General features: G+C 53.1%; 23 protein-coding genes. 2 read left to right on the plus strand and 21 right to left on the minus strand.

Features of this window, described 5'->3' with window-relative positions; all coding sequences use genetic code 11:
• Nucleotides 1-70: 70 nt before the first annotated feature.
• A complete protein-coding gene (locus tag QT230_RS06620; protein WP_308320805.1) occupies nt 71-1,102 on the minus strand; it encodes a permease in 1,032 nt (343 codons plus the stop codon).
• Nucleotides 1,103-1,225: 123 nt separating this feature from the next.
• Between QT230_RS06620 and QT230_RS06625 the strand changes: the two genes are divergently transcribed.
• Nucleotides 1,226-1,540: a helix-turn-helix domain-containing protein gene (locus tag QT230_RS06625; protein ID WP_308320806.1), complete on the plus strand. Its 315-nt coding sequence runs from the start codon at nt 1,226-1,228 to the stop codon at nt 1,538-1,540.
• A 57-nt stretch (nt 1,541-1,597) separates the two neighbouring features.
• Here the strand turns inward: QT230_RS06625 and QT230_RS06630 are convergent, their stop codons facing one another.
• The 18 genes from QT230_RS06630 to QT230_RS06715 form a co-directional block, all read right to left on the minus strand.
• Entirely contained in the window at nt 1,598-2,761 is a 1,164-nt protein-coding gene (locus QT230_RS06630) for an MFS transporter (RefSeq protein ID WP_308320807.1), read from the minus strand.
• Nucleotides 2,758-3,981 carry an organoarsenical effux MFS transporter ArsJ gene (arsJ, locus tag QT230_RS06635; protein WP_308320808.1) on the minus strand — a complete coding sequence of 408 codons (1,224 nt, stop codon included), beginning with the start codon at nt 3,979-3,981 and terminating at the stop codon, nt 2,758-2,760. The genes QT230_RS06630 and arsJ overlap by 4 nt, the downstream gene beginning before the upstream one ends.
• Nucleotides 3,974-5,005, minus strand: coding sequence for an ArsJ-associated glyceraldehyde-3-phosphate dehydrogenase (locus tag QT230_RS06640; RefSeq protein WP_308320809.1), 1,032 nt, complete (start codon nt 5,003-5,005; stop codon nt 3,974-3,976). The genes arsJ and QT230_RS06640 overlap by 8 nt, the downstream gene beginning before the upstream one ends.
• Before the next feature lie 22 nt (nt 5,006-5,027).
• Nucleotides 5,028-5,471, minus strand: coding sequence for an arsenate reductase ArsC (locus tag QT230_RS06645; RefSeq protein WP_308320810.1), 444 nt, complete (start codon nt 5,469-5,471; stop codon nt 5,028-5,030).
• Between the two features lie 274 nt (nt 5,472-5,745).
• Nucleotides 5,746-6,612 carry a phosphate ABC transporter ATP-binding protein PstB gene (gene pstB / locus QT230_RS06650; RefSeq protein WP_308320811.1) on the minus strand — a complete coding sequence of 289 codons (867 nt, stop codon included), beginning with the start codon at nt 6,610-6,612 and terminating at the stop codon, nt 5,746-5,748.
• Between the two features lie 53 nt (nt 6,613-6,665).
• A complete protein-coding gene (gene pstA / locus QT230_RS06655) occupies nt 6,666-7,595 on the minus strand; it encodes a phosphate ABC transporter permease PstA (RefSeq protein ID WP_308320812.1) in 930 nt (309 codons plus the stop codon).
• A gap of 7 nt (nt 7,596-7,602) precedes the next feature.
• The gene (gene pstC / locus QT230_RS06660; protein ID WP_308320813.1) at nt 7,603-8,469 is read right to left on the minus strand and encodes a phosphate ABC transporter permease subunit PstC; all 867 of its coding nucleotides are present in this window, start codon (nt 8,467-8,469) and stop codon (nt 7,603-7,605) included.
• Nucleotides 8,470-8,660: 191 nt separating this feature from the next.
• Entirely contained in the window at nt 8,661-9,653 is a 993-nt protein-coding gene (locus tag QT230_RS06665; RefSeq protein ID WP_308320814.1) for a PstS family phosphate ABC transporter substrate-binding protein, read from the minus strand.
• Nucleotides 9,654-9,918: 265 nt separating this feature from the next.
• Nucleotides 9,919-10,650 (minus strand): sulfite exporter TauE/SafE family protein, encoded by a 732-nt coding sequence (locus QT230_RS06670; RefSeq protein WP_308320815.1) that lies wholly within the window; start codon nt 10,648-10,650, stop codon nt 9,919-9,921.
• 35 nt (nt 10,651-10,685) lie between these two features.
• Nucleotides 10,686-11,882 (minus strand): Bcr/CflA family multidrug efflux MFS transporter, encoded by a 1,197-nt coding sequence (locus tag QT230_RS06675; protein WP_308320816.1) that lies wholly within the window; start codon nt 11,880-11,882, stop codon nt 10,686-10,688.
• Nucleotides 11,883-12,018: 136 nt separating this feature from the next.
• Complete coding sequence (locus tag QT230_RS06680; RefSeq protein WP_308320817.1) at nt 12,019-12,537, minus strand: STAS domain-containing protein; 519 nt, start codon at nt 12,535-12,537, stop codon at nt 12,019-12,021.
• Entirely contained in the window at nt 12,527-13,720 is a 1,194-nt protein-coding gene (locus QT230_RS06685; protein WP_308320818.1) for a SpoIIE family protein phosphatase, read from the minus strand. The genes QT230_RS06680 and QT230_RS06685 overlap by 11 nt, the downstream gene beginning before the upstream one ends.
• Before the next feature lie 8 nt (nt 13,721-13,728).
• The gene (locus QT230_RS06690; protein ID WP_308320819.1) at nt 13,729-14,538 is read right to left on the minus strand and encodes a VacJ family lipoprotein; all 810 of its coding nucleotides are present in this window, start codon (nt 14,536-14,538) and stop codon (nt 13,729-13,731) included.
• Between the two features lie 31 nt (nt 14,539-14,569).
• Nucleotides 14,570-15,691 (minus strand): beta-ketoacyl-ACP synthase III, encoded by a 1,122-nt coding sequence (locus QT230_RS06695; RefSeq protein ID WP_308320820.1) that lies wholly within the window; start codon nt 15,689-15,691, stop codon nt 14,570-14,572.
• Nucleotides 15,692-15,782: 91 nt separating this feature from the next.
• Nucleotides 15,783-19,790 carry an ATP-dependent RNA helicase HrpA gene (hrpA, locus tag QT230_RS06700; protein WP_308320821.1) on the minus strand — a complete coding sequence of 1,336 codons (4,008 nt, stop codon included), beginning with the start codon at nt 19,788-19,790 and terminating at the stop codon, nt 15,783-15,785.
• A 133-nt stretch (nt 19,791-19,923) separates the two neighbouring features.
• Nucleotides 19,924-21,609: an AMP-binding protein gene (locus QT230_RS06705; protein ID WP_308320822.1), complete on the minus strand. Its 1,686-nt coding sequence runs from the start codon at nt 21,607-21,609 to the stop codon at nt 19,924-19,926.
• Between the two features lie 206 nt (nt 21,610-21,815).
• Nucleotides 21,816-22,595 carry a class II glutamine amidotransferase gene (locus QT230_RS06710; protein WP_308320823.1) on the minus strand — a complete coding sequence of 260 codons (780 nt, stop codon included), beginning with the start codon at nt 22,593-22,595 and terminating at the stop codon, nt 21,816-21,818.
• Nucleotides 22,596-22,659: 64 nt separating this feature from the next.
• Nucleotides 22,660-23,088: a hypothetical protein gene (locus QT230_RS06715; RefSeq protein WP_308320824.1), complete on the minus strand. Its 429-nt coding sequence runs from the start codon at nt 23,086-23,088 to the stop codon at nt 22,660-22,662.
• A gap of 62 nt (nt 23,089-23,150) precedes the next feature.
• Here QT230_RS06715 and QT230_RS06720 point away from each other — a divergent pair, with 62 nt between their 5' ends.
• Nucleotides 23,151-25,289: a prolyl oligopeptidase family serine peptidase gene (locus QT230_RS06720; RefSeq protein ID WP_308320825.1), complete on the plus strand. Its 2,139-nt coding sequence runs from the start codon at nt 23,151-23,153 to the stop codon at nt 25,287-25,289.
• Between the two features lie 30 nt (nt 25,290-25,319).
• Here the strand turns inward: QT230_RS06720 and QT230_RS06725 are convergent, their stop codons facing one another.
• A complete protein-coding gene (locus tag QT230_RS06725; protein ID WP_308320826.1) occupies nt 25,320-25,775 on the minus strand; it encodes a YcgN family cysteine cluster protein in 456 nt (151 codons plus the stop codon).
• 48 nt (nt 25,776-25,823) lie between these two features.
• Complete coding sequence (locus QT230_RS06730) at nt 25,824-26,399, minus strand: ACP phosphodiesterase (RefSeq protein ID WP_308320827.1); 576 nt, start codon at nt 26,397-26,399, stop codon at nt 25,824-25,826.
• Between the last annotated feature and the right edge of the window lie 4 nt (nt 26,400-26,403).

Genomic DNA, 26,403 nt, shown 5'->3' on the forward strand with positions numbered 1-26,403 from the left:
ACTCTTACGCATAACCTATTCGTAAGCCCCTCAGCAATCGATCAAGCGTGAGTCGAGATACGCTTGCTATTTAGAAAAACAAAAATGTGGCGTAGCCCGCAATCATCGCCATAGCAAAAACGACCGCCACAAAAGCTACCAAAAGCTTGAGCGTGAACAGTGAACGCAGCAGAATCAGTTCAGTCAGACTGGCTCCGGCACTACCAATAATCAACGCCAGCACTGTTCCGGCGCCCACACCTTTAACCATCAGAGCAGATGCTAACGGTATAACTGCTTCAGCACGGATATACAGAGGGACACCAATAACGGCGGCGACGGGAATGGCAAAAGGATTATCGGCACCAGCATACTGCTCCAGCAGGTCAGTGGGCATAAAGCCGTAGATCACGCTACCAATCGCAATACCAATAAGCAGGTATGGTAAAACGTCCACGAAGTCAGACCAGGCCTCTCCCCATAAACCGCTGTATCTGCTTTCCCCTCGTTTAGGTTCAGTTGCTTGACTACCACAACCGCCACGTGATTGAGCGCCAGTCGTTTCGGCACTACCGCAGCCAGCCGCAACTGGAGTACTACTACAACTAATGCTTTTACAATCGGTCGCTACTGGCTTGACGCCGCAGCTATTGACCGAGGCTTCACACCCTGAAGATATATCAGTTTCGACGCGGCGCACGTAACGCTCGAAGCCAAAAGCCTGCAGTAACCAGCCGGCGGCCAAAGAGACAATGAGTGCCGCAAGAACGTAGATAGCGGTGAGGGTAAAACCAAAGGTGGCAGCCAACAGAACCACAATAATAGGGTTCAACAGTGGCGAAGCGAATAGAAATACCATCATAGGCCCGAACCCGGCACGTGCGCGAATAAGTCCTTTCAGCATTGGAATCGTCGAGCAACTACAGAAGGGTGTGATAGCCCCCAGCCCCGCAGAGAGAAAATAGCTACGGTATCGGTTAGAACTCAGCAAAACCTCGACCTTGGACGGCGGGATATGGCGTTGAAGCGCTCCGACCAGCAAGCTAATGCCAATGAACAAAGCCGATAGCTCGACCGCGAGAAAGGCAAACATGCCTAACGTATCTTGTAATTGAGAGGACATATCAAACTCCTATAATTCTAGATTTATCGAATTATATAAGCTTAGATTGCACCACTCGCCCTAGTCAACTATATTTCTAGTTATTTAGAAATAACATACAAAGAAAACAGTATGGAGAGTGTTATGGATCACGATGGGGTCGCAGCCAGTTTGGCTGAGCTGGGCAATACGCATCGATTAGCGGTATTCCGCTTTTTAGTCAAGGCTGGCCATAATGGGGCCTCAGTCGGAGAGATACAGAAAGCATTGGATATCCCTGCTTCAACGCTATCACACCACTTAGCACGCATGGCTAAAGTAGGATTGATTAAGCAGGAGAAGCACAGCCGCACTATCGTCTGTATACCTGATTACCATCACCTACAAAATCTGATTGGCTTCTTACAAGCGGAATGTTGTATAGGCGAAAACATGGAGCCTGGTGCGGCATCTTTATAACTGCCTACTCTATTTTAATCAGGGATTTAGAGAGTAAAAGACCTTTATGTAAATGGCTCACCCCTGCAATCGCGGCACACGAATAAACAGCAGCGCTAAGCACGCCGCCAGCATCAACCCTGTGGTCAGCCATAGCGCACCAGCGCCGTTTTGCTCTATCAGTAGGCCAAATAGCAGCGGCGCAAAGGCTTGCGCGGCCCTTGCCGGGGCGATAATCAAGCCCTGGCGCTGGCCAAACCCTTTCGGGCCAAACAGCGCTAGCGGCAGTGTGCCGGAGGCAATTGTCATCATGCCATTGCCCGCACCGTGCAGCAGCGCGAAGCCTGCTGCAGGCATACCCAGTGTTGCCAGCAGTGCCGCACCTAATGGGTGAAGCGTAGTGGCTACCCGCGCCGCCACCAGCGGATGCAAATGGCGTAAAAGTGCAAACTCACCCAGTCGAGCGGCCACTTGCGCTGGGCCTACTAGCGCCGCAGCGGCGACGGCCACCGAAAGTGACACGCCAGTTTCCTGCAAAAGCCTGGGCAGATGCGCCGCCATCGCCGTTGAGACAAACCAGCCCGCGGCAAACACATAGGCTAATAACATCATCGCCAGGCGAGGACGCTCCGGCGGCGGCGCCGATTTGTCGTCATCTTGCTGGGCCGCACTATCGGCTGCCTTGGGCAGGCAAGCATTCAACGGCAGCCCCACCACAATATGCAGCATGGCCCAGGAGCCGCAGGCTGCCCGCCACCCGAACTCATTTTCCAACAACGCTGTTAGCGGCCAGCCGATGGTACTGGCAAAGCCCGCCAGTAACGTCACGCCGGTAATTGACGAGCGCGCACTACGCCCAAGGAGACGTCCCAAGGTGGCAAAGGCGGCGTCGTATAAGCCCATTGCCATGCCAACGCCGACAATGAGCCAAGCGAACATTAAGCTGAGAAGACCTTGAGAGAGCGCCATGATGACCAGGCCAAGCGCCAAGACAGCGTTCGAAGCCATCAGCACGCCTCGCCCACCCTGTTGGTCAATCAAACGCCCTACGTTGGGGCCCAGCATGGCGGTTAACAGCAAGGCGGCAGAGAACGCCGCAAACACCCAGCTTGGCGACATCCCCAGTTCGCGGGCCATGGGTACCGCTAAAATAGCGGGCAAGTAATAACTTGATGCCCAGGCAAGAGTTTGCGCACTGCCTAAAGTAAGCGTTAACCCCAGCCTGGGCGAAGAGCGAATCATGCCACTTGTTTAGGCAGTGCCAACGCCATCAATGCGCTGACCGCTACTAAGGCTGCCGATACCCATAGGCAGGCGCTTAGCCCGTAGGCCATATATAGCCAGCCCGACAGTAGCGTACCCACTAAACGCCCCATGGCATTGGCCATATAGTAGAAACCGACATCCATGGAGACGCCATCGGCGCGGGCATAATGCACAATCAAATAGCTGTGCCAGCTGGAGTTAATCGCAAACAGCACCCCAAAGGCGAGCAAGCCGACGACTAACCAGCCAACTTGGGCCAAGGGCAGCATCGCCAGCACAATCGCCAGCACTGCCAGTGCCGCCGCCCAGCCAGCGGTCAGCGCCCGGGCATCGCCTCTGATCAGCCGGGTTAGCTTGGGTGCTTGGGTTTGCACTCCGCCGTAGCCGATCACCCACACTGCCAGCAGCCCCCCCACTGTCCAGTGAGTCCAACCATGCTGGTCGTATAAGAATACCGGCAGCGCTACCACAAACCACACATCCCGCGCCGAAAATAGACAGAAACGCGCCGCGGAGAGTACGTTAATCGCGCGTGATTTTGAGAAGATTTCGGAGAACTTAGGCTTCACTTTTTGCCGACCTAAATCCGCCTTGAGCCGCAGCAGTGAAAGCAGCAACACACCGCCTAGCATTACCGCCATGACAAACACCGCCGCCTGGAAGCCAATCAAGGTGAGCAGCAGCCCGCCGACAAAAAAGCCCAACCCTTTTAGCGCGTTTTTAGAGCCTGTCAGCATCGCCACCCAGCGGTAGAGTGAGCTATTGGCGTTGGCGCTCTCTTTTGGAACCAACACCTTAACGGCGCTTTTAGCGCTCATTTTGTTGAGGTCTTTAGCAATACCCGAAATCGCTTGTGCGGCCATCACCCAAACAACGGTCAGCAGGCTAGCGGGTACCATCAGCATGGCAAGGGCAATAATTTGCAGCCCTAGTCCCACATTCATAGTGCGATTGAGCCCCAAGCGCGCGCCCAGCCATCCCCCGACTAGGTTGGTCACAACGCCAAAGGCTTCATAAAACAGAAACAGCATGGCAATGGCCAACGGCGAGTAGCCCAACTGGTGGAAGTGCATCACCACCAGCATGCGCAGCGCGCCATCGGTAATCGTGAACGCCCAGTAGTTACCGGTAATCAGCATGTACTGGCGCACCTCGAAAGGTAGCGCCTTTACCCGTGCGAGCAGCGATTCAGCCACGAGCCACCTGCTCACGCCCGACCATCAGGGCCAGTTCAGCGGTGCGGTTGGCATAGCCCCACTCGTTGTCATACCAGGCGTACAGTTTTAGCTGGGTGCCGTTGATCACCATGGTGGAGAGCGCATCGATAATCGAGCTGCGCGGATCGGTGCGGTAATCGATTGACACCAAGGGGCGTTCTTCGTAGCCCAGGATGCCTGCAAGCGGGCCATCGGCGGCGACTTTCAGCGCCTGATTGACCTCGTCTACGCTCACTTCCCGCTCAAGCTCGAACACCATATCGGTAAGCGACGCGTTAGCCAGCGGCACACGAATCGCATGGCCATTAATCTTACCTTCAAGCTCAGGAAATATCTCGATAATCGCTTTCGCTGAGCCGGTGCTTGTAGGAATCAAGCTCATACCGCAAGCTCGGGCGCGGCGCAGGTCTTTATGCGGCGCGTCGAGAATCGTTTGGGTATTGGTGATGTCATGCACGGTGGTCATCGAGCCATGGCGAATGCCGAAGCTTTCCTGAATGACTTTGACCACCGGCGCCAGGCAGTTGGTGGTGCAGCTGGCAGCGGTGACGATCTTGTGCTGAGCAGGATCGTACAGATGGTCGTTCACCCCCACCACCACATTAAGCACGCTCGCCTCTTTCATAGGCGCGCTTACCACCACGCGACCAACGCCTTGATCAAGATAAGCCTGAAGCTGTGCAGTGGTTTTCATTACGCCCGAGCACTCAATGACAATATCGCAGTTCGACCAGTCGCTATCGGCAATAGCTTTGTTGGCGCTAAAGGAGACGGATTTGCCGTCGAGTTCTATGGCGCTATCCGTTGCCGAGATGCCCTTCCCTGGCGCCCAGTGCCCGTGCACCGAGTCAAACTCCAACAAGTGGGCAAAGGTGGCAGCATCGCCGCCTGGGTCATTAATGCGCGCCAGTTCTACCGCACCAGATTCTAACTGCGTCCACAAACTGCGCAGCGCCAAGCGCCCAATACGGCCAAAACCGTTAATACCGATACGTAGTGTCATATTTTTTTAGCTCCTCGGTGAATTATCGACGAATGTTGTCTCTTGCCTCAATCAATAACCACAGCGATAGACGTTGATAGATATCGTTGAATGTATGTTCATAGGCGTCTAGCTGTCCATGTAAACGAGGGTCAGAAATATCCCAGTAAAGTAGATGTCCACAACCACCTTTCCAGTGGCGGCAAGCCTGTAAAGCTTTTTCACATAAAATAAAAACGGTATCGAAATAATGCTCTTCGAGAGCTTCTATCGACTTACTTGCTAAGCCGCTTGTATTTACGCCGTGTGCTTCCAACGCTTGAAGCGCCAGTGCCTGTGGTCGGTCAGGCTCCTTTCCAGCACTAAATACTTCGAACTGATCCGCCGAAAGATGCCTCAGTATCGCTTCCCCCATTAGCGAGCGGGCTGAATTTGCACTGCAAAGGAACAGGACTTTTTTCTTTGTGGGCATAAAGAAATGGCTCATATATGTTTTTTCATATAATAGCCATTTTCTACACAATTTTCTTGCAACTCAAGCTCGCCGACATAATATGACATTAATTATAGCAATAAGCATATTCCATAAAAATATATTATATTTATAATTTAACACTTCCCACGCAGAGCTAAACAATAGACTCTCTGAAAAAAACACGTAAATAAAAAATACTATTTTCTTAAAATGACTATAAATTCATAAATAAAAAAACCCCTTAAAAAAGGGGTAAAAAAATCGATTTAAATATATTAAAAATATATCAGCCAAACCTTCCCGTTATATAATCTTCAGTTCTCTGACACTTAGGAGCAGTAAATAAATCATTAGTCTTATTGTATTCAATCAATTTTCCTAAGTACATATAAGCCGTGTAATCTGAAATACGCGCGGCTTGCTGCATATTGTGTGTAACAATCAATACTGTCACATCACCTGCGAGCTTATTAATCAAGTCTTCCACTTTTGCAGTCGCAATAGGGTCAAGAGCAGAAGTAGGTTCATCTAAAAGTAAAATTTCTGGCTCAACAGCCAAAGCACGAGCAATACATAAACGTTGCTGCTGTCCACCCGACATACTTAGCGCTGGCTGATGCAGTCGATCTTTTACTTCATCCCACAATGCTGCCTTACTGAGTGAATCTTCAACAATTTCATCTAATAATGAACGCTTAGTAATGCCGCGAATTCTCAAACCTGCTACCACATTCTCATAAATCGACTTTGGAAAAGGGTTAGGTTTCTGGAAAACCATACCTACTCTCATCCGAACAATATTCGGATCAAGATTGATAAGATTTTCATCTTCTGGAAATAAATTAATCTCACCAGAATATCTCACGCCCGGATATAAATCATGCATGCGGTTAAAGCAGCGTAAAAAAGTACTTTTCCCACAGCCAGAAGGGCCTATCAGCGCTGTCACTTTTTTATCAATTAAAGGCATGCTGACATCATCTATCGCCTGCGTACCGTCGCCGTACCAGAATTTCAAATTAGATACTTTAGCCCGCGTAGGGCTATCAGGCTCCAGGTACCAATGATCAAGATGCTCACTAGCCTTACGCACTGGTTTTTCAGAACCATCTTGCACAGTCGTCTGGAATTTCGACATACCATTCATACTCATATCTCACACCATTAGGAAGTTTGGTTACTTCTTATACCATGCAAAATGCCAACTTATTTACGAGCACGATAGCGTATGTAAATTGCCAAAGCATTCATCATTAGTGTCATAACAATTAGAACAACACCCGCAGCTGCCGCTGTAATTTGGAAATCTGCCTGGGGGCGAGATACCCAGCCATACATCTGTATCGGCATGACTGTAAACCCGCTGTTCAGCCACTCAAAACTAATGAATGGGAAATCACCACTAACTGGCGACTGCGGTAAGAAGGCGATGAAAGACAAGGCACCAATGGTAATGATTGGAGCAGTTTCACCAATCGCTCTAGAGAGCCCCACAATGGCACCAGTAATGATACCTGGTTTAGCTGCTGGAATAATGTACATTGCCATGGTCTGCCACTGGTTTGCCCCTAGACCATAAGCCGCTTCCCGTAACTCGCTGGGAATTGAACGTATCGACTCTCGTGTCGAAACAATGATGATCGGCAAAATCAATAACGACAGAACCAGGCCCGCCACCAGCACTGTCTCACCCATCCCGAAAGTCTGTACAAAAAGACCAAGTGCAAGGAGACCATAGACAATAGAAGGAACACCGGCCAAATTAGATACGTTGACTTCAATAACGTCAGTAAGCCAATTTTTACTCGCATATTCTTCCAGATACAAACCAGCGGCAATGCCAAGCGGGACAGCTATCACTGCAGTCACTAACATAACCATGATCGTGCCGACCCAGGCGGAAAGAATACCTGCATCCAGAGGCCTTCTCGACGGAAATGACGTATAGAAATCAGGATCAGTCAAGCGAGGAGCCCCCCTGACTGCCAAGTCTAGAAACAATGCCACTAATGTCGTTATCGCAATAAACAGTACGATGATACCCAGCGACGCAAAAATAATGTCCCTGGAACGGTTTTTTCGAGATAATGAAGCGTAGTCGATACCGCTTTTGATGTTCTCAGACAGTGTCTTCATAGTCACCTCAATAAGCCTGGCGATAGCGTTTGCGCAGATAGAAACCAATCAAGTTAAATATCAATGTCAACAAGAACAGCACCATACCAGCAGCAAAAATAGATAAATAAGCGATGGAGCCGTGGCTAACGTCGCCCATGCTAACCTGCACAATGAAGGTGGTAATAGTGGCTGCACCCTCCATAGGATTGAAGGTGAAATTGGGCATCTGGCCTGCGGCAATAGCAACGACCATTGTTTCTCCCACAGCCCGAGACATCGCTAAAATAAAGGCTGCCGTAATACCCGACATTGCCGCTGGGATAACAACTTTAGTAGCCGTATGAAAACGGCTGTAGCCCAAAGCATAAGCACCTTCACGCATACTATTAGGCACTGCCCGCATAGCGTCTTCGCTAAGAGACGTAGTGTAAGGCAGAATCATAATCCCCATCACTAGCCCCGGTGCAAGCATGTTGAAACCTGGCAAACCAGGTAAAAAGGTTTGCAATAGTGGGGTAACAACTATCAAAGCAAAATAACCGTAAACGACGGTAGGTACACCTTCAAGCAGTTCAAGTATCGGCTTGACGGTTTCCCGTACTTTCGGATTTGCATATTCACTTAGGTAGACTGAGAGTATGAGACCGAAGGGGATGGATACGGCCAAAGCGATACCCGACACTACAATGGTGCCTGACAACAGCGGCCAGATACCGAAAGTCGGCCTGGAGAACATCGGTGTCCAACTAGTGCTGGAAACAAACTCCCATACTGATACTTGTTCAAAAAACACCAGCGCTTCGCTTAGTAACACATAAACGATACCGACCGTGACCAAAACAGAGATAATCGCGGCCAGCATCAATATATAACGTGCTACTTGATTAATCATTTCACGCTTACGCAAAAAATGCGTCGAAACCTGAACCTTGGACGTCTCAAGGCGCCGTGAACTTGGAGTAGCCATTGGTCTTTTACGCCTACTTTGTTTAAAGAATATCTTTCTATCATGACCAAAGCGGAAGCTTTTATGCTTCCGCTCTGGGTTTACAGAGAGCTCACCTTTTCTGGAAAGGAGTGCTCTTAGTAGTGCTTCTCACGCTCAAGCGTTTCAACCACATCGACGCCCACTTCAGAACCCTGGTAGGCAGTACCAACTTCGCGGTCAGCCAATACACGTAGCGCAGCTTCGCGTACTCGCTCGCCTAAAGGCACGTAACCAACTTCACTGACCAGGTCACCGTTTTCTTCCTCGAATAGGAACTCAGCAAACTTTTCAACATAGTCTTTCTCTTCTATGGAAGCTTTGTTGGCGTAGTAGTACAGGGGACGGGTCAGCGGCTGGTAGGAGCTATCGCCAGCCGTTTCCATGCTCGGCTCAACTGGCTCGCTGCCTTTCCAAGAGATAGGCACGGCTTTCAGACTATCCTGGTTTTCCAGGAAGTAAGCCAGACCGAAAAAGCCCAACGCATTCTGGTCGTTGGCAACGCCCATCACCAGTACGTTGTCGTCTTCGCTGGCTGTAAAGTCGCCGCGGCTTGAATGCTCTTCACCTACAATGGCTGTCGTGAAGTAGTCATAAGTACCCGAATCGGTACCCGCGCCAAACAGATTCAACGGGCGATCAGGGAAACCCTCACGAACTTGGTTCCAGTTGGTAATGACACCTTGAGCTTCTGGCTCCCACACTTTCTGCAACTCTTCTACAGTAAGGTGATCCACCCAATCATTTTGTGGGCTAACAACAACGCTCAGCGCATCCATAGCTACGGGCAGCTCAATAAACTCAACACCATTTTCCTTGCAGAGTTCAAGCTCTTCCGGACGGATCGGACGAGAAGCGCCAGTAATATCGGTTTCACCACGACAGAATTTCTTGAAACCGCCACCAGTACCGGACAAACCAACGGTTACTCGAATTTCGCCGCGATTGGCATTACCGAACTCTTCAGCCATTGCCTCGGAAACCGGAAAGACGGTACTTGAACCATCAACCTGAACAGTATCAACGGCAACAGCGTTCTGAGCTACAAACGAGCCGGCAAGGACTGCACCGAACATAAGATGTTTTTTCATGTTTCTCTCCAAATTCCGTTCAACGCATTGAGTTTCGCGGTTCATATGGCAGCTTTTCGCCCAAGACGAATTCGTAATCTTTGTGCAAAGCATTTTGTAGCAAAAAGATGACGAAATTATGACAGCTGATGCTCAGTAAAAAATTATTACCGAACAGCGCCTGCCGCCCCCCCGCGGAATACAATCTAACGCAGCAACAGTGACATTCTCATGACAGCGCACAGCGCAGAAGTATTTTTTTGCTATCGGAAAGGTGAAGAGTTTTTTACAACAACAGCCCGAGCGCGGCTAAAGTACACAACGCCAGTGACGCCCCTTGCAGTAGGCGGCGGTCTAATCGATGGGCAACGGTGTCTGCCAAGGCATTACCCATTAATACCGCAGGTAGGAAGGTAAGCGCGACCTGGAAATGCCAGAGCTGAACCTGATCGGCCAAGGCGAGGGTAATAAAGGTCAACAGTGAGGTCAAAATAAAGAACGCCGCTAGATTACCGCGCACTCGATCCGCCGGTAAGCCGTGCATCAGCAACACAATAGGTGGGCCGCCAATGGCGGCGACAGTGCCGAAAATGCCGGAGAGTATGCCGGCGCAAAACAGGGTTATGCGGTTTACCGGTAGTTGAAAGCGGCACAAGGTGACCAATACCGCAAACAGCACGATAACCGCAATCAGCTTTTCCAATACAAACATCGGCGCGGCGAGCAGTAGCCAGATACCCAGCGCGTTACCGGGTAGGCGTCCTATTAGCGCCATACCAATGGAATCCAGGCGCACCTCGTGCCAGTAGTGGCGTACCATCATCAGCGAGACAGTAAAGCCAAACAACACCAGAATGACCGGCACTAATCGTGGTTCGAGCATCAACAGGAGCGGCGCACCGATGACGGCCAACCCAAAACCGGTCGCACGCTGCACAAAGGCACCCAGCAAGAGCACCCCTGAGCAGGCTAACCAGGTACTCATGGGCATATTGACCCAGGCCAGCAGGCTATCCATTAGTGCTGTTCATCCCTACGGTTCATTCCTGCCAGTTATCCCTGTTGTTCTACATCGGTAGGCGCTTTGGTTAGTTTGCGCACGCCAATATTGCCCAGTAATGCAGCGCCCAGCATGGTGAGCACCATGGGCCAGAGGTGTTCAACCTCGAACAGCCCTACCATCACACCGGCCAGCGCCCCGCAGGTAAACTGGATACCGCCCAGCAGCGCCGTTGCCGTGGCGCTTATATGGCCAAAATGATCCAACAGCGACGAGATCGCGTTGGGCGTAATCAGCCCAATCATTCCGGTAAACAGCATAATCAACGGCACCACAATGATTAACGACGCAATGTTGAGCGCAGTGGCTGCGACCAACCCAAGTGCAGCGATAAGCTGAATAAGAAGACCCAGGCGTAAATTCTGCTGGGGGGAGCGCTTACGTAACAGGTGAATATTGACTCGATTAGACAGTGCAATCACTACCACGTTGACCCCAAACACCAGCGGATAGGTGGCTGGCGAGAGGCCAAAATAGTCAAGATATAGAAACGGGGATGCGGTCACAAACGCAAACAGCCCCGCGAAGGAAGCCGCTACCGCGCAGATATACCCCATGCCTTCACGATGCTTAAGCACGCTGGCGTAGTTGCGAATGACCTGACGCGGAGAGGCAGCAGGCTGCGACATATCGCGGGTTTCAGGCAGGCGCGTGCCTAATAGCCAGAGTAAAAAGCCTGCGTAGACGGCCAAGAACACAAAAATCAGCCACCAACCGGCAATATGCAGTAGTAAACTACCCACGGTAGGCGCCACAAGCGGCGCCAGCATCATAATCATCGCCATTGTCGACATGACTTTAGCGGCCTCGCGACCATTAAAGCAGTCGCGCACAATCGCCGCCGAATTGACGACACAGGCCCCGCCCCCCAGCGCTTGGATAAACCGCCAGGCCAACAGCGTGGGCAAACTGTCTACCAGGGTAATGGCAAGGCTTGCCAGCATAAACACCATCAGCCCACCCAGGAGCACTGGCTTCCTGCCCATGCGATCCGAAAGCGGCCCAAAACATAGCTGGCCCAGCGCAAAACCGAACAAAAACACGCTAATGGAGAGTTCAGTGCGGTGAATACTGGCCCCGATGCTCTCCGCAATAACCCCCATGGCGGGCAAGTAGGCATCGATAGCAAAGGGCGCCAGCGCCGTGTTGGCGGCCACCAACAGTGCTACCCGACGAGGATTAAGATCCATGGGTCTCCTTAAGGCGATGATATACGCACTGGAATAGATAGGCCGCTAATCATAGCCGATTTTGAGACATTTGTCGGGGTTGCTGCTATCGATCAATAGCCCTGGATGACCAGGGGCTTTTCAAGGTGAGGGTTGATTAGTGGTGCGTGGTGGCATCTTGCGACTCAAGCATCTCAACCAGTGGCTGAAACTGTTCACGATTGTGTTCGTTCATATGCATCAGAATGCGATGGGCTTCCAGAATCCGGTCACGCAGTCCTTCTTCATCGGCAGGCACTTCAGGTAACTCTTCAAGGTCTTCGTTAAGCGTTGTTGCTTGCTGCAGCGGCGCTTCCATCAAAGTGAAAAAGCGCGCAAACCCCATCACGTCTAACATTTTTCGAACATCATCATTATCGACAATAATCGTCGGTGGCTGCTCTAAACGCCCTTTCACTGCCATTGCGACCTTGGCCAAGAAACCAAGCGCCGTCGAATCCACATTGGTGGCTTCGCGTAGGTCAATCAGTACGGCACGCAACCCCGGTGTCTCAGCGAGACGTTGGGCTTGGGTATCCAGCGTAGCGCAGAGCGTTAAACGCACGTCACCACACAATTTTAAAACAAAAACACCAGAATCGAACGCCGCTTTAATGCGACCTTCTTCAATCAGCATGACCAAATCCGCTCACCATCATGATTGTAATATCATCGGGTAAAGCATCGCGCTCTTGGTTGGCGTCGAACTCCGCATCTCCTTCGGAAAGGAGTGAATTTGTTTCTGCTAGCCGATCGCGCAACTGCTCAAGCGTGACACTCTCGCTTACTAATTGCTCAAGCTCCTTGAGCCGCGTGTCGAGCGTTTTACCCGGCAAGCATTCCAGTACTCCGTCTGAACAGAGCCATAGTCGAAATTTATGCGGCAATGCACAACTCAGCGAAGGATACTCCACATCGGGGAAAAGTCCTACCGGCATTCCCTCGCCTTCTAAACGGCGTAGCTCTCCCCCTGCTGCCAAAAGGGGCATGGGAAGCTGCGCGCCGAGCGAATAGTGAAGAGTATGCGCCTCATGGTCAATAACCCCAACAAATAAGGTGGCATGTTTACCGATATCAGTGCCCTGTAACTCCCGATTCATCGCCCTTAACCAGTCAGGAGGCAGTTTTTCCGGCTGCTGGCCATCCCATTCACTTAGCCAGCGGTTACATAAATATTTGAGCAGCACCGTCACAAACGCCGACGAGGCGCCATGACCGGAGACATCGGCAAAATAGAACGCACTGTATCGCTCGTTATAGCGCTGATAATCAAGAAAATCGCCGGACAAATACAGTGAAGGCGCAAATACATAGTCGTAATACACCCCGTTAATAACTTTGGGGCGAAGCGGCAATAAACGCCGCTGAATGTGGCCTCCACTCTGCTGATCCATCCGCAGTAGCGCTAGGTGTGTTTCGAGGCTTTCATTTAACTCTGCCAGCCTCTCATGATCACGCTCACGCTCAATGGCTAAGTCATTCAGTTCGATGGCTTTACGGATCATTCGGCGCAGCAGCTCGGCATGACGCAGTGGGTGCACAATATAATCCACCAAACCAACATCAATTGCCTTGATCAAATCGGCATCCTGGCGCGAATCACTCACCACCAGCGTCGGCAGGCGATGCGTCAACTGTGACCACTGCTGCCGGGAAACCGACCTGGCATGCGCAACAATCAGTGCCGTATCAGCGGGTAGATTCTCAATATCATCTGCTGCATATACCCACATGCCGTCACAAGTGATCGCTTCAGCCAGCGCATCGCGCTCTCGACCCGGCTCGTCGATCACTGCGATCAACTGCTTAGAATGATCCATCATAAGCCTCAATCGGTGACGTCATCGTCACCAAAGTTGCTCTCGTCAAAATCGCTGTCATCAAAATCGAAGCTGTCGCTGGCAAATGGGTCATCGCCTAACTCGCCATCACTCACTTCAAATTGGCGGCTTTGCAAGTAAGCATCACGAATAAAACGGTAGCGATCACCGCTAATCAACTCTTCCTGGGCAAGCAACCCCGCACGCGTATCAATTAAGTTGAGTGCGGTCAGGCTTATTCGAGCAGTATCATCATCTACGTAAGTAACGGGATACGCTGCGATATCAGCCGGTAGACCGGTGGTATCGCGAAGCGTGCTGGGTCCAAGGAAAGGCAGCACAAGGTAGCGCGAATCCTCCCAACCCCACACCGCGAGCGTCTGACCAAAATCTTCTTTGTCTGCGGTTACTTCCATCAGCGTGGCATAATCTAACAATCCGCCAATTCCCACGGTGGAGTTAATTAAAAAACGTGATGTGGCGAGTCCAGCATTAGCCGGTTTGCCTTGCAGCATGCTATTAAGCGCCGTACGCACTTCGCCTAAGTTAGAGAAAAAATTGCCAACCCCTGTTTCCACCGGGTCAGGAGTAATAGTGCGGTAGCCCCTTGCCACCGGTTTTAGCGCATAACGATCCAGCACATCGTTAAATGCAAACACTTTGCGGTTAAAGCCTTCCCACGGGTCATCAGGGTTAGCATCTTCCGCCATTTGCGTGCTAGCACACCCGCCGGTTGCTAATAACGTCACCAGTAGCAGAGGCAACCCTGGGGCGCGCAACGTAGAGGCTGATTTATCGTTCCTTAACCACTGCCACATGACATTTTCCTTTTTCAATTTCGCAGCACGCTTAGCGGCGACGAACGACCACACTGCCAGCACTATAACCCGCCCCAAACGAGCAAATCACCCCAATATCACCCCTTGCTAACTGCTCGCGATGAAGGTGAAAAGCGATGATTGAGCCCGCTGAGCTGGTATTAGCGTAGCGATCTAAGATGATTGGCGCTTGACCCTCGCTAGGGTCATACCCTAACACTTTGCGGGCAATCAAATCGTTCATATGTTGATTTGCTTGGTGCAGCCACATACGTTTCAGGTCGCGACTAGTTAACTCCAGGGAGGCCAGGTGGTCGGTGATCAATTTGGCGACCATGGGGCAAACCTCTTTGAATACCCGCCGCCCCTCCTGCACAAAGAGCTTGTCGAGGGCCAGCGAGTCACTATCCGTTACACGGTTGAGAAAACCAGCATTATTACGAATCGCATTAGAAAACTTAGTGATCAGACGTGTACCCAGTATCTCAAACTGCTCATCAGCGACGGCCACGGCACTGTTTTCTAGTACCACAGCAGTACAAGCATCGCCGAAAATAAAGTGGCTGTCACGGTCTCGAAAATTGAGATGGGCCGAGCAAATTTCCGGATTGACCACCAGCGCGCGCTTAACGCTGCCAGAAGCGATGGCGTTGGCCGCCGTTTCCAGCGCAAACGTGGCCGAACTGCAGGCCACGTTCATATCAAACCCATACCCGCGTGTACCCAGTGTTTGCTGTACTTCGACCGCCACAGCCGGGTAGGCGCGCTCTAAATTTGAGCAGGCGACAATGACTAGCTCAATATCAGCGGCATCAACCTGGGCAGCGGCCAATGCCTGATGCGCGGCGACAGTTGCCATCTCACACTGAATGGAGGGTTCATCGTTATGACGCTGTGGCAGTTTAGGCCGCATACGCTGTGGGTCAAGGATACCTGACGCATCTAGCACGTAGCGACTCTTAATACCGGAGGCTTTTTCAATAAATTCGCTACTTGAGTACGCCAACGGCTCACGTTCACCGCGGGCAATTGCCTCGCTGTGCTGATCATTTTCAGCGTCTACCCAAGCATTAAATGCCGCCACCAAGGCCGCGTTATCAATGGCGTGTTCGGGTGTATAAAGGCCTGTCCCGGTAATCACCACATGTGTCATGCCAATCTCCTCTAAGCGGCTTGCCAACGTGACTTGCGGCGAACCCATAACGTTACTGTGTGCATAAAATGGCGGTTTTTCCAGCTAGGCTCTAAACGCTAATTATCTCTTGCCAGCGCTTTTCAAGCCGTTTAACGGAGACCGCCATACTGGTACCCAATTGCTGGGCGAATAGAGACACCCTAAGCTCTTGCAGCCACCAGCCAAAAATGACTAATTCCGGATTTTCTACCCTTCCCCGTCGCTCACTTTCACGGCGGGCATCGAAACGTGCCTCTAGGGCTTGGACGTCTTGCATCATCATTTGGTCGCGACCGCGTTCACGGACAGCTTTTTCAAGCCGGATGAGCGCCGCCTCGGTGTAGCGCGGGTATTCATCCAACCAAGCGCCCGCATCACGAATAAAGCCTGGGTAGACCAAGCGCTGCATCTGCGCGCTCACATCGCTATACACCAGCGCCAAGGCAAAATTGAGCTTACCTTTGAGCAGTTTACTTACCGCCAAGTGGCCCTGTAGTGCAGCCTCTACCCGGACTAGCAGGGATTTTGCTGCGCCAACGAGATGATGCTGCGATTCGTTTAGCCGTTGACTAAATTCATTTTCTGAACGCGGGAGTGGGTGCTGAGCCACTACCTGGGCAAACACCGCCAAGAGTAAATCGTCCACAAAGGCCTGCTTACTGCCCACTTTGGCAAACAGCAGCGCGCACTTCTCAACGCCCGGCAGTTGCTTTATCGCTTTAACCTGCTCAGGCAGCTTGGCCATACCCAGTCGGGCGATGCCTTCCTGGTGGGCGGCGTTAGCTTTTGCAGGGTGATCAAACAGCGCCACCTTGAACTCGTTTGCGTCAGTTGCAACCAATGCAGGATACGCCTCAACGCGGATACCTGCCTGTGTGGTGACGCGTGACGCCGGCAGCGGTGCCTTGGGCAGCCCAACGACTGCGGGTTCATGGCTAACCTGTTTGGCCAGTGCCTGGGCGCCGGCGCTGGCGGCCGCTTCAAAGCGCTGCTCTAACGCACGCAGGTCGCGCCCCTGGCCCAAGGTTTCTCCCGCATGATCGACGACGCGAACATTCATCATCAAATGCGGGTCAAGCAAGTCTAGGCGCCAATCGTCGGGATGCACTCTTGTCGATGTCCGGCGGCGAATAAACTCGCCCAGCGCTTCGGTTAACGGCCGCTGGTCGGGCACCAGAGTTTCCAGCGCCGCGTCAACCCAATCAGGAATCGGCACAACTTGGCGGCGGATGCTTTTGGGCAATGACTTCAACAGCGCAATGCATTTTTCGCGCAGTAGCCCTGGCACTAGCCATTCTAAAGCGTGCACCGGCACTTGTGGGAGCATGGCGGCGGGAACGGTCAACGTAACGCCATCATCCTCAGCCTCTGGGTCAAAGTGGTAGCTAACCGGATACGCCACGCCCGCCAAGGTCAAATGATCGGGATATTGCGCCTGGGTGACGTCGCCTGCATCCCGCGCCTTTAGTGTATCAATATCAAAATGCAGTAACTGTGGATCTTGCTGTTCAGCCTTCTTTCGCCAGTGCTCAAATCCCTTGCCGTTGACGATCTCAGCCGGAATGCGCTGATCATAAAAATCGTACAGCGTGTCTTCATCGACCAGAATATCCCGCCGCCGGGCGCGATCTTCCAATGCCTCAACTTCGTCGATCAGTGCGCGGTTATGGGCAAAGAAGGCACCTTTGGTTTGAAACTCCCCTTCCACCAGCGCACGACGAATAAACAGCTCACGGGACTCCTGAGGGGCGATTGGCCCGTAATGTACCTTGCGCCGCGCCACAATCGGCAGTCCAAACAGCGTGACCTGCTCAAAAGCGACCACCTGGGCGCGCTTCATCTCCCAATGGGGTTCGCTGTAGCTGCGCTTAATTAAATGTTGCGCCTGAGGCTCAATCCATTGGGGGTCGATTTTGGCCACGGTGCGGGCAAACAGCTTGGAGGTTTCCACCATCTCAAACGCCATGATCCACTTGGGCGACTTCTTGGCCAATCCGGAACCGGGATGGATCATAAACTTGCGATTGCGGGCGCCGAGATATTCGCGGTTCTCCAGCAGCGTGCCTAGGTTGGAAAGCAGCCCGGAGAGCAGCGCCTGGTGAACTTTGCCCGATGTTTTACGCCGCGCTTGGCGTGCCTGCTCTTCGTTCTCGTCTTCGTCACGGGGCAGCGGCGCGGGCACGTCAATATCCATATCGCGCAGCAGTTGGCGAAGCTGGCGGAAGGTGTCGTGCCACTCGCGCATGCGCAGGTAGTTAATGTAGTGCTCGCGGCACCAGCGGCGCAGCTGGTTGCCCGACAGCGCCTCGCGGGCATTTTCAATTCCGTGCCACAGGTTCAGCAAGGCAACGAAGTCTGAATCAGGGTCATGCCAGCGCTGGTGCGCTTGATCGGCGGCTTGGCGTTTATCCGCGGGACGGTCGCGGGGGTCTTGAATCGCCAGTGCCGACACCACAATCAGTACATCGCGCAAGCTGCCGAGCTCGGCCCCCGCCAGCACCATGCGCGCTAAGCGCGGATCGATCGGCAGCCGCGACAGCTTACGTCCCAGCGGAGAAAGGCGCTGCTGCTCATCCACGGCACCCAGCTCAAACAGCAGCCGAAAGCCGTCTTTTACAAAGCGGCTATCCGGCGGATCAACAAACGGAAAGGCTTCGATATCACCGAGCTTAAGCCCCAGCATCGACAGAATGACCGAGGCTAGATTGGTGCGTTGAATTTCGGGGTCGGTAAAGCCGGGCCGAGATAAGAAATCTTCTTCGCTATAGAGGCGAATGCACACGCCTTCAGCGATCCGCCCACAGCGCCCTTTACGCTGGTTGGCGCTGGCCTGGCTAACCGCTTCCACCGGCAGGCGCTGAATTTTGGAACGGTAGCTATAGCGGCTGATACGCACTAGTCCGGGGTCGATCACATAGCGGATCCCAGGCACCGTCAGCGAGGTTTCCGCCACGTTGGTGGCGAGGACAATACGCCGCCCGCGGTGCGGTGCAAACACGCGGTTCTGCTCTTCGTTAGAAAGCCGAGCGTAGAGCGGCAGAATCTCGGTGCCTTTCAGCTCGGCGCGGCGCAGGGTATCGGCGGTTTCACGGATCTCGCGTTCGCCGGGTAAGAACACCAGCACGTCCCGTGGGCCGTGCAGCCAGCCTTTCTCCCGCTCGATCGCTTCAATCTCTTCCACTGCGTGGAGAATACCCTCTTGCAGCGTGCGGTCTTCTTCATCGTCCTCGTCGCGTACCAGCGGCCGGTAGTGCACCTCAACGGGGTAGGTGCGCCCGGTGACTTCCACCACCGGCGCGGGCGTCTTGGCCGTGCCGAAGTGCTGGGCAAAGCGCTCGACGTCAATAGTTGCCGACGTGATGATGACCTTTAGATCAGGCCGCTTGGGGAGCAGGCGCTTGAGGTAGCCGAGCAGAAAGTCGATATTCAGGCTACGTTCGTGGGCCTCATCAATAATGATCGTATCGTAGCGCAGCAGCAGCGGGTCATTTTGCGTCTCGGCCAGCAAAATCCCGTCGGTCATTAGCTTGACCAAGGTCGTCGGGCTGCTTTGGTCGGTGAAGCGCACCTGGTAGCCCACCTGCTCGCCCAGGGAGACTTCCAACTCTTCTGCTAGGCGGTTGGCAACGCTGCGAGCGGCTAGGCGCCGTGGCTGGGTGTGGCCAATCAAGCCACGGCGACCACGCCCCAGCTCCAAGCACATTTTTGGCAGTTGGGTGGTTTTACCTGAGCCGGTCTCCCCCGCCACCACTACCACCTGATGGTCGCGGATGGCGTTAACAATATCTTCCCGCCGCTCCACCACCGGCAGTTCCGGCGGGTAGTTGAGCGCGACCTTTTGATTTTCGCGCAGGCTAAGCTGCTGCTGGGCACGACTAAGCTCGCGCTGCACTTCTTCCAGACCACGGCTAATTGGCTTGTTATCGCATAAGCGACGATTTAGGCCGGCCAAACGTCGATCCAGCCGCTCTGCATCGCGCAGCATCACATCACCCGCGGCTTGTTTCAGCGACGCAAGACGTTGGCTATCTGTGTGGGCTGGGGATGTGTCGGTGGTCACGATTGAGTCGGCTTCCATTCGCTTGGGCATTTAACAGGAGATATTAATAACAGATATAAACAATCAACCCGCTCAATTGAGCGGGTCGTATAGTGTAACGCTTTCAGCTCCACGACGCCTAACCACAAAGCAAGCCGTAATCGAGTCTTTATTAATGGCTATCTGATGACGTTTTTGAAGGCTCTTCATCGCGCAGCTGGCGGCGCAGCACTTTACCTACATTCGTTTTGGGCAATTCCTCACGGAACTCGATGATCTTGGGCACTTTGTAGCCCGTGAGTTCTTTTTTGCACCAGTCGCGTAGCGTTTTCTCATCCAACTGATCATTTTTACTTACCACGAAAAGCTTGATGGCCTCACCGGCATTTTCATCCGGTACACCGACCGCTGCTGACTCAAGTACGTCAGGGTGGGCAGCCACTACGTCCTCAACTTCGTTGGGATAAACATTGAAGCCAGAGACCAGAATCATGTCTTTTTTGCGATCAACGATGCGAATGTAGCCATCATCCTGCAGTACTGCGATATCGCCGGTGTGGAACCAGCCATCTTCATCGATGGCGTCGCGGGTATCATCTTCGCGCTGCCAGTAGCCTTTCATTACCTGCGGGCCTTGCACGCAGAGTTCTCCCGGCTCGCCCAATGCGACGTCATTACCGTCGCCATCGACGACTTTTACCGCGGTGCCCGCAACAGGTTTACCAATGGTTCCCAACTGGATTGCATCGGTAGGATTAAAACTAACGATAGGCGACGTCTCGGTCAGTCCATATCCCTCCGCAATTGGACAGCCGGTGGTTGTTTCCCAGCGCTGCGCCGCTGCTTTGGTGAGCGCCATGCCGCCAGAGATCGTCAGCTTTAATTTAGAAAAATCCAGCTGTTTGAAGTCGTTGCGGTTACACAGTGCATTAAACAGCGTGTTGAGGCCGATAAAGGCGGTAAAGGGCAGCCCCTTGAGCTCTTTGACAAAACCATCCAGGTCGCGAGGGTTGGTGATCAGCAACGAGTGATTGCCGGTCTCCATTAAAAACAGGCAATTAACCGTAAAGGTATAGATGTGATAAACCGGAAGCGGTGCGATAACCAGTTCTTCGCCATCGGTGAGGTGAGACCCAATCGCTTCCCGCGCTTGCAGCATATTGGCGATAAGGTTGCGATGAGTCAGCATCGCACCTTTTGGCATCCCAGTGGTGCCGCCTGTGTATTGAAGAGCGGCTAAATCATCAGGGCTTCTTTTGACCTCGGTATGGCTTAGCGAGGCGCCCTTTTTCAGCGCATCGCGAAAACCAACCGCACTTGGCAGCGAATAAGCAGGCACCATTTTCTTAACGTGCTTAACCACGGCATTGATTAGCCAACGCTTGGGAACGTCGTGCAAGTCGGCGAGCTGAGTGACGATAACGTGCTTAATATCTGTTTTATCGAGCACTTTCTCCAGCTTGCCCGCCATATTGGCCAAAATCACAATGGCTTTAGCGTTGGAGTCCTTGAACTGATGGGCCATTTCCCGCTCGGTGTATAGCGGGTTGGTGTTAACCACCACCAGGCCTGCCCGTAGCGCGCCAAAAACCGCTACCGGAAACTGCAGCACATTGGGCAACTGAATGGCGATGCGATCGCCGGGGACAAGGTCGGTTTCGTGCTGCAACCAGGCTGCAAAATCCTTAGACAAGCGGTCAAGGTCGGCGAAGGTGAGGGTTTTTCCCATGCAGGAAAAAGCCGGTTTATCCTTAAAACGCTCTACTGCGGTATGAAAAACATCCGTGACTGAATCGTACTGATCCAACCCTTCAAGCGCTGGGCCACGTAAAACGGCGGCGTTGACGTGTTTGCTCATGGGCAATCTCCGCTATTGATGTCGATGTAGATCACCGACCTTGTTATTTTTGCAAGCCTGCTGCTGCAATTTTCATAAGCCAAACAATATACGAGGCAATGCAGACTGTAAAACGATCGATTGAAACTTACGTTTAAACTTTAGCCCAAAGTCAGTTTTTCTTAATCCAATACGCTTCTTTCATTACAATTTAGTAGATCATTGCCTTATTGACAGTAGCGCGCCTGAATCTCTCCATCGCACCAGACCAATAGCTCACCCGGCACCATTCGCTGCCAAGCTTCATTGTGCGTGAGAGGCTCGGTGGCAATCACCGATACGATGTCGTCAGGCGTGGTATGTTCGGCAAAATTGACCGTCATTTCAGCGTCGGAGAGCTCCGCATCGCCAAAGGGGGCACAGCGCGTAATGTGCGCCAGCTTAGTAGCGCAGTACGTATATAAATAGCGGCCATCAGAGAGCAGCATATTGAACACGCCTAACGCTCTTAGCTGTTCACACAGTTGATGCAAGCGCTCCCATAGCGGTTCTGGTGATGCGGGCGGAGTAGGAAAGGTATGGCGTAACTCACCCATTAACCAGCAATAAGCGTGCTCGCTATCCGTATCACCCACAGGGGTATAATTTCCTAACGCCAGTGATTCCCAGCCACTTAGCTGGCCATTGTGCGCATAGCACCAGGGCCGACCCCACATTTCACGGGTGAACGGGTGGGTATTGGCGAGCCGCACACCGCCTACATTTGCCTGGCGAATATGGCTAATCACCACGTTGGACTTAATCGGATAGTCGCAAATCAGTCGTGCAATAGGCGAGTCAACCGAAGGATGGGGATCACGAAAATCACGGTAGCCGCCCTCTTCATAGAAGGCGATACCCCAGCCATCACGGTGGGGGCCGGTGCCCCCACCGCGGTGCAAAAAGCCCGAAAAGCTAAAACAGATGTCTGTGGGCACATTAGCACTCATACCCAACAGTTCACACATGGGCTTCACACATAGCGCAACATCGAGTCATTGACCAGCAAAGCGTTTATCCAGATAAATGCCATCAGCTAATCACCGGATCACGGCGGCGGCGTGGCTGGGGCTCATCATTGGAGTGCTCGTCTTGCTGCGCAACAACGTCATATTCGCCAGGGCGACGCCACCACCATAGAGCAGCGCCCACTAGCGCACCCACTGCCATGCCCAGCACCAGCCAAATCAAGCCACCACGCAGCGCCGCGCCGTTATTTTCCAAGAAGCCAACAGCGGCGACCATCGCTGCCGGAGCCCAACCGGTATAGAATTCACCCTCTTCTATTAGCGGCAACCGGAAAGCTGCCGGTGCCCATATCGCCCCGGCAATAGCCCAAGTAAGCACTAGGCGTGGTAACCGTGGCAGAAAAGTGAACGTAAAATAGACGGCGACAATCACTAATAGTGATAGCCCGTAATAGCTCAACCACAGCAGTGGCGTTGAATCTGCAAACAGCATAATAACCCTCATGTGGGTGAACTCACCCGACGTTGATTTCCCGTTATGGTACCTATCAATTTATGAAAGCACAGCCAAGCATGCACTTAAGCTTACCCGCTGCGCGCTATTATCGCGCTAATGACCCGCAATGGCACTGGTTAGAAGAGCGTGATGATCCTGAGGTTAGCGCTTTTTTAGAAGCCGCCAACCAGCAACAAGCCGATTGGTTTGCGCCGCTCGCCCCGCTTGAGGAAGCGTTATACCAGAGCCACTTGGCACGCCGCGAATTAGCCGTGACCAGTCTTAAGACAGCGCTCGACCACTTTACGTTCTGGAGTGAAACCGGAGCCGAGGACGACTACCCCTGCTGGTGGCGCCACCCTAATAGCCAACCCGAGCAGAGCGAATGTTTCTTTGATGTACGTGCCCGCGCCGCTGCCCATGCTTTTTACGACATGGGCGATATGGCGCTCTCCCCCGACGAACAATGGCTAGCCTGGACCGAAGATACCCAAGGTGATGAGCGCTTTACGCTTTGGTTGAAAGCACTGCCTAACGGCACTCCCGTACAGCTACTCAGCGATATTGGCGCTGGCCTTTGCTGGGCAGAAGATCAGACCATCACCACGGCTACCCTTCTATTTACCCGCTTTGACGATACCCAGCGGCCCGACAGCATTTGGCGTTTATCGCTTTTACTCACTGAACCTAGCTCCTCGTCAGCGCCTGAATTAGTGCTTCGCGAAGAAGACCCCGAGTTTTGGCTCGGCATCGGTAAAACGCGTTCGCGGGCATGGCTATTGCTCGAAAGCGGCTCGAAAGACACCAGCGAAATTCACCTGCTGCCCGCTCACTCCCCTGCTTCAGCACCGCTATGTATTCAGCCGCGCCAAGCCGGGGTCGAGTACAGCATCGACCATCGCCCAGGCAGCTTCTATCGCCTGCACAATCAGACTGGCGATCACTTTCAACTTGATTATCTCCCGGAAAGCCAGCTCGATCAGCCTCAATCTGTCCCATTAAAGCCTGCTCAATCAAAACCTGCTCAATCAAAATCTAGCTGGCAAACATTAATTGCCCACCGCGAAGACGCGACGCTAGAAGGCGTTGATGCGTTCTCCTGGGGGCTGATGCTGGCTGAGCGCGACCATGCCAAGGCGCAGGTTCGGTTACGGCGCGTAGTGCTTGGTACACAGCACACCTTTACGCTGGATGAGTACTTAGCGCTGCCTGAGCAGCCCTGCTCGCAAATGCTCGAAGATGCGCCGCATTTTGATAGCCAGGTACTGTGCCTACGCGAAGAGACATTTACTCAGCCGCCCAGTTGGTTCTCTCTCGACCTAACCAACGGCGAACGGACGCTGCTCAAACGCGTGCCGGTTCATGGCTCGCTGCAACCGGAGCAGCTAATCAGCCGCCGCCTGTGGGCGACCAGCCAGGATGGCGAGCAGGTACCCGTTTCAGTCGTCATGCGTGCAGACCTAGTAAACCAGCCTTTGCCCACCCTGCTCTATGGCTACGGCGCCTATGGTGAAGCGCTCGACCCATGGTTCTCTATTGCCCGCTTAGAGCTGCTTGAACGCGGCGCGGCGTTTGCTGTTGCCCATGTCAGAGGTGGCGGCGAACGCGGCGAACCCTGGTATTTAAACGGCAAGATGGAACACAAGGAAAACAGCTTTAATGATTTTCTGGCGGCACGTGAGGCACTTGTAACACAAGGCGTTAGCGACCCGCAGCGTATGGTAGCTTACGGCGCCAGTGCGGGAGGGTTGCTGGTCGGCACCTGTATCAACCGTGCGCCAGAGGCATTCTGCGCGGCGCTACTAGACGTGCCATTTTTGGACGTGCTGCGTACCATGCAGAACCCTGAGCTGCCTTTAACTACCGCAGAGTACAGCGAATGGGGCAATCCCGAGGAGCCAGACGTCGCCGAACGGATTCGAGCCTACTCGCCGATCGACAATATAAAGCCCCAGACCTACCCCGCCCTGTGGATTGAAGGCAGTTGGTTTGATACCCGTGTAAGTTATTGGGAGCCCGCCAAATTTTATGCCCAGGTCACACAACAGCACCAAGGCACAGCGCCGATTCTAATGCGCACGGACATGAGTAGTGGACACGGTGGCGCTTCAGGACGCTTCAAAGCCTGGCGCGATACCGCACGCCAGGATGCATTTATCCTTTGGGCGCTAGGGCTGGCGGACCACCCTGAGCACTAACATACGGGTTGTCTATTGTGCTGGGAGGGATTACATCGGCAGCACCGCAATGATGTGCGACTCGAGCTGCTGCTCAGGCACCTCATCTTGCGACACTGCAAATCCCCGTACGCTAATCCCCTTGCGGTGAACCCGCTCGGCGTCGTTGCTTAGTAATGGATGCCAGCCCGCCAACTTGCGCCCTTCTGCGACGCGCCGGTAACCACAGCTTTGTGGTAACCACGTGAACTCTTTTACCAAGGCGGGCGTGAGTTGGGTACAGTCAGGAACACTGTCAAAACGGTTGGCATAGTCACTGCATTGGCAGCTGTGAGTATCCAGCAGGCGGCAGGCAACGTTCAGTACCGCCAGTTCCTGGGTATCCTCGTCGTGCAGTTTTAATAGGCAGCACTGACCACAGCCGTCACACAGCGCTTCCCACTCTTGGGGCGTCAATTCTTCAAGGGTAAAACGCTCCCAAAAACGCTCGCGCATCGTGGGTTCCATCATTCTCTCCTTCATTACCCGGCCGTCATAGCCACATGGTAACGGCTATTAAGATGCCGTATCAGCATGGCTCAATTCAGCCATTAGCGCTGGCCATAACGCCTGGAAATCGCTCTCTAGCGCTGGATAATCGTCGTAAAGCCAGGGCACCAAGGCCGCCAGTTGATTAGGGCCGGACAGGCGTCGGCCGATTCCGGCAACAGCCCGGCAGGTAAACGCAAAGTCAGCATAGCCACGCAGCCAATCATGCTCGACTAACAACGGCATCATGCCCGCCAGCCGATTTGGCGCGGGCCGCATAGAGAGCAGCCGATAGCAGCGCTCAACAATCGCCTCTTGATCCGCCTGCCCCGCCGTATCCCTGGCCAGAAAATGATCCCATACCATGTCCAAGGCAATGCCGGCATAACGCCGCTGCGCCATAGGGGCGCGACGCCGAGCACTGAGAACACTGGGGTGGCGATCGACCCAAGCATCGACTCGCCGGTGATGGCGAATGCCCTCTGCCGTTGCTGTTGGCCAATCGCTCAAGTCACGACCTTTAACACCATCGGCAATTAAATTTCCATACAGAAAATCGTCGCTACCGGCGCTGACCAACCAGGCGTGAGCAAGAAAATTCATAGCC

It is taken from the genome of Halomonas sp. SpR8 (genome assembly GCF_031010195.1).
Classification (GTDB): domain Bacteria; phylum Pseudomonadota; class Gammaproteobacteria; order Pseudomonadales; family Halomonadaceae; genus Vreelandella.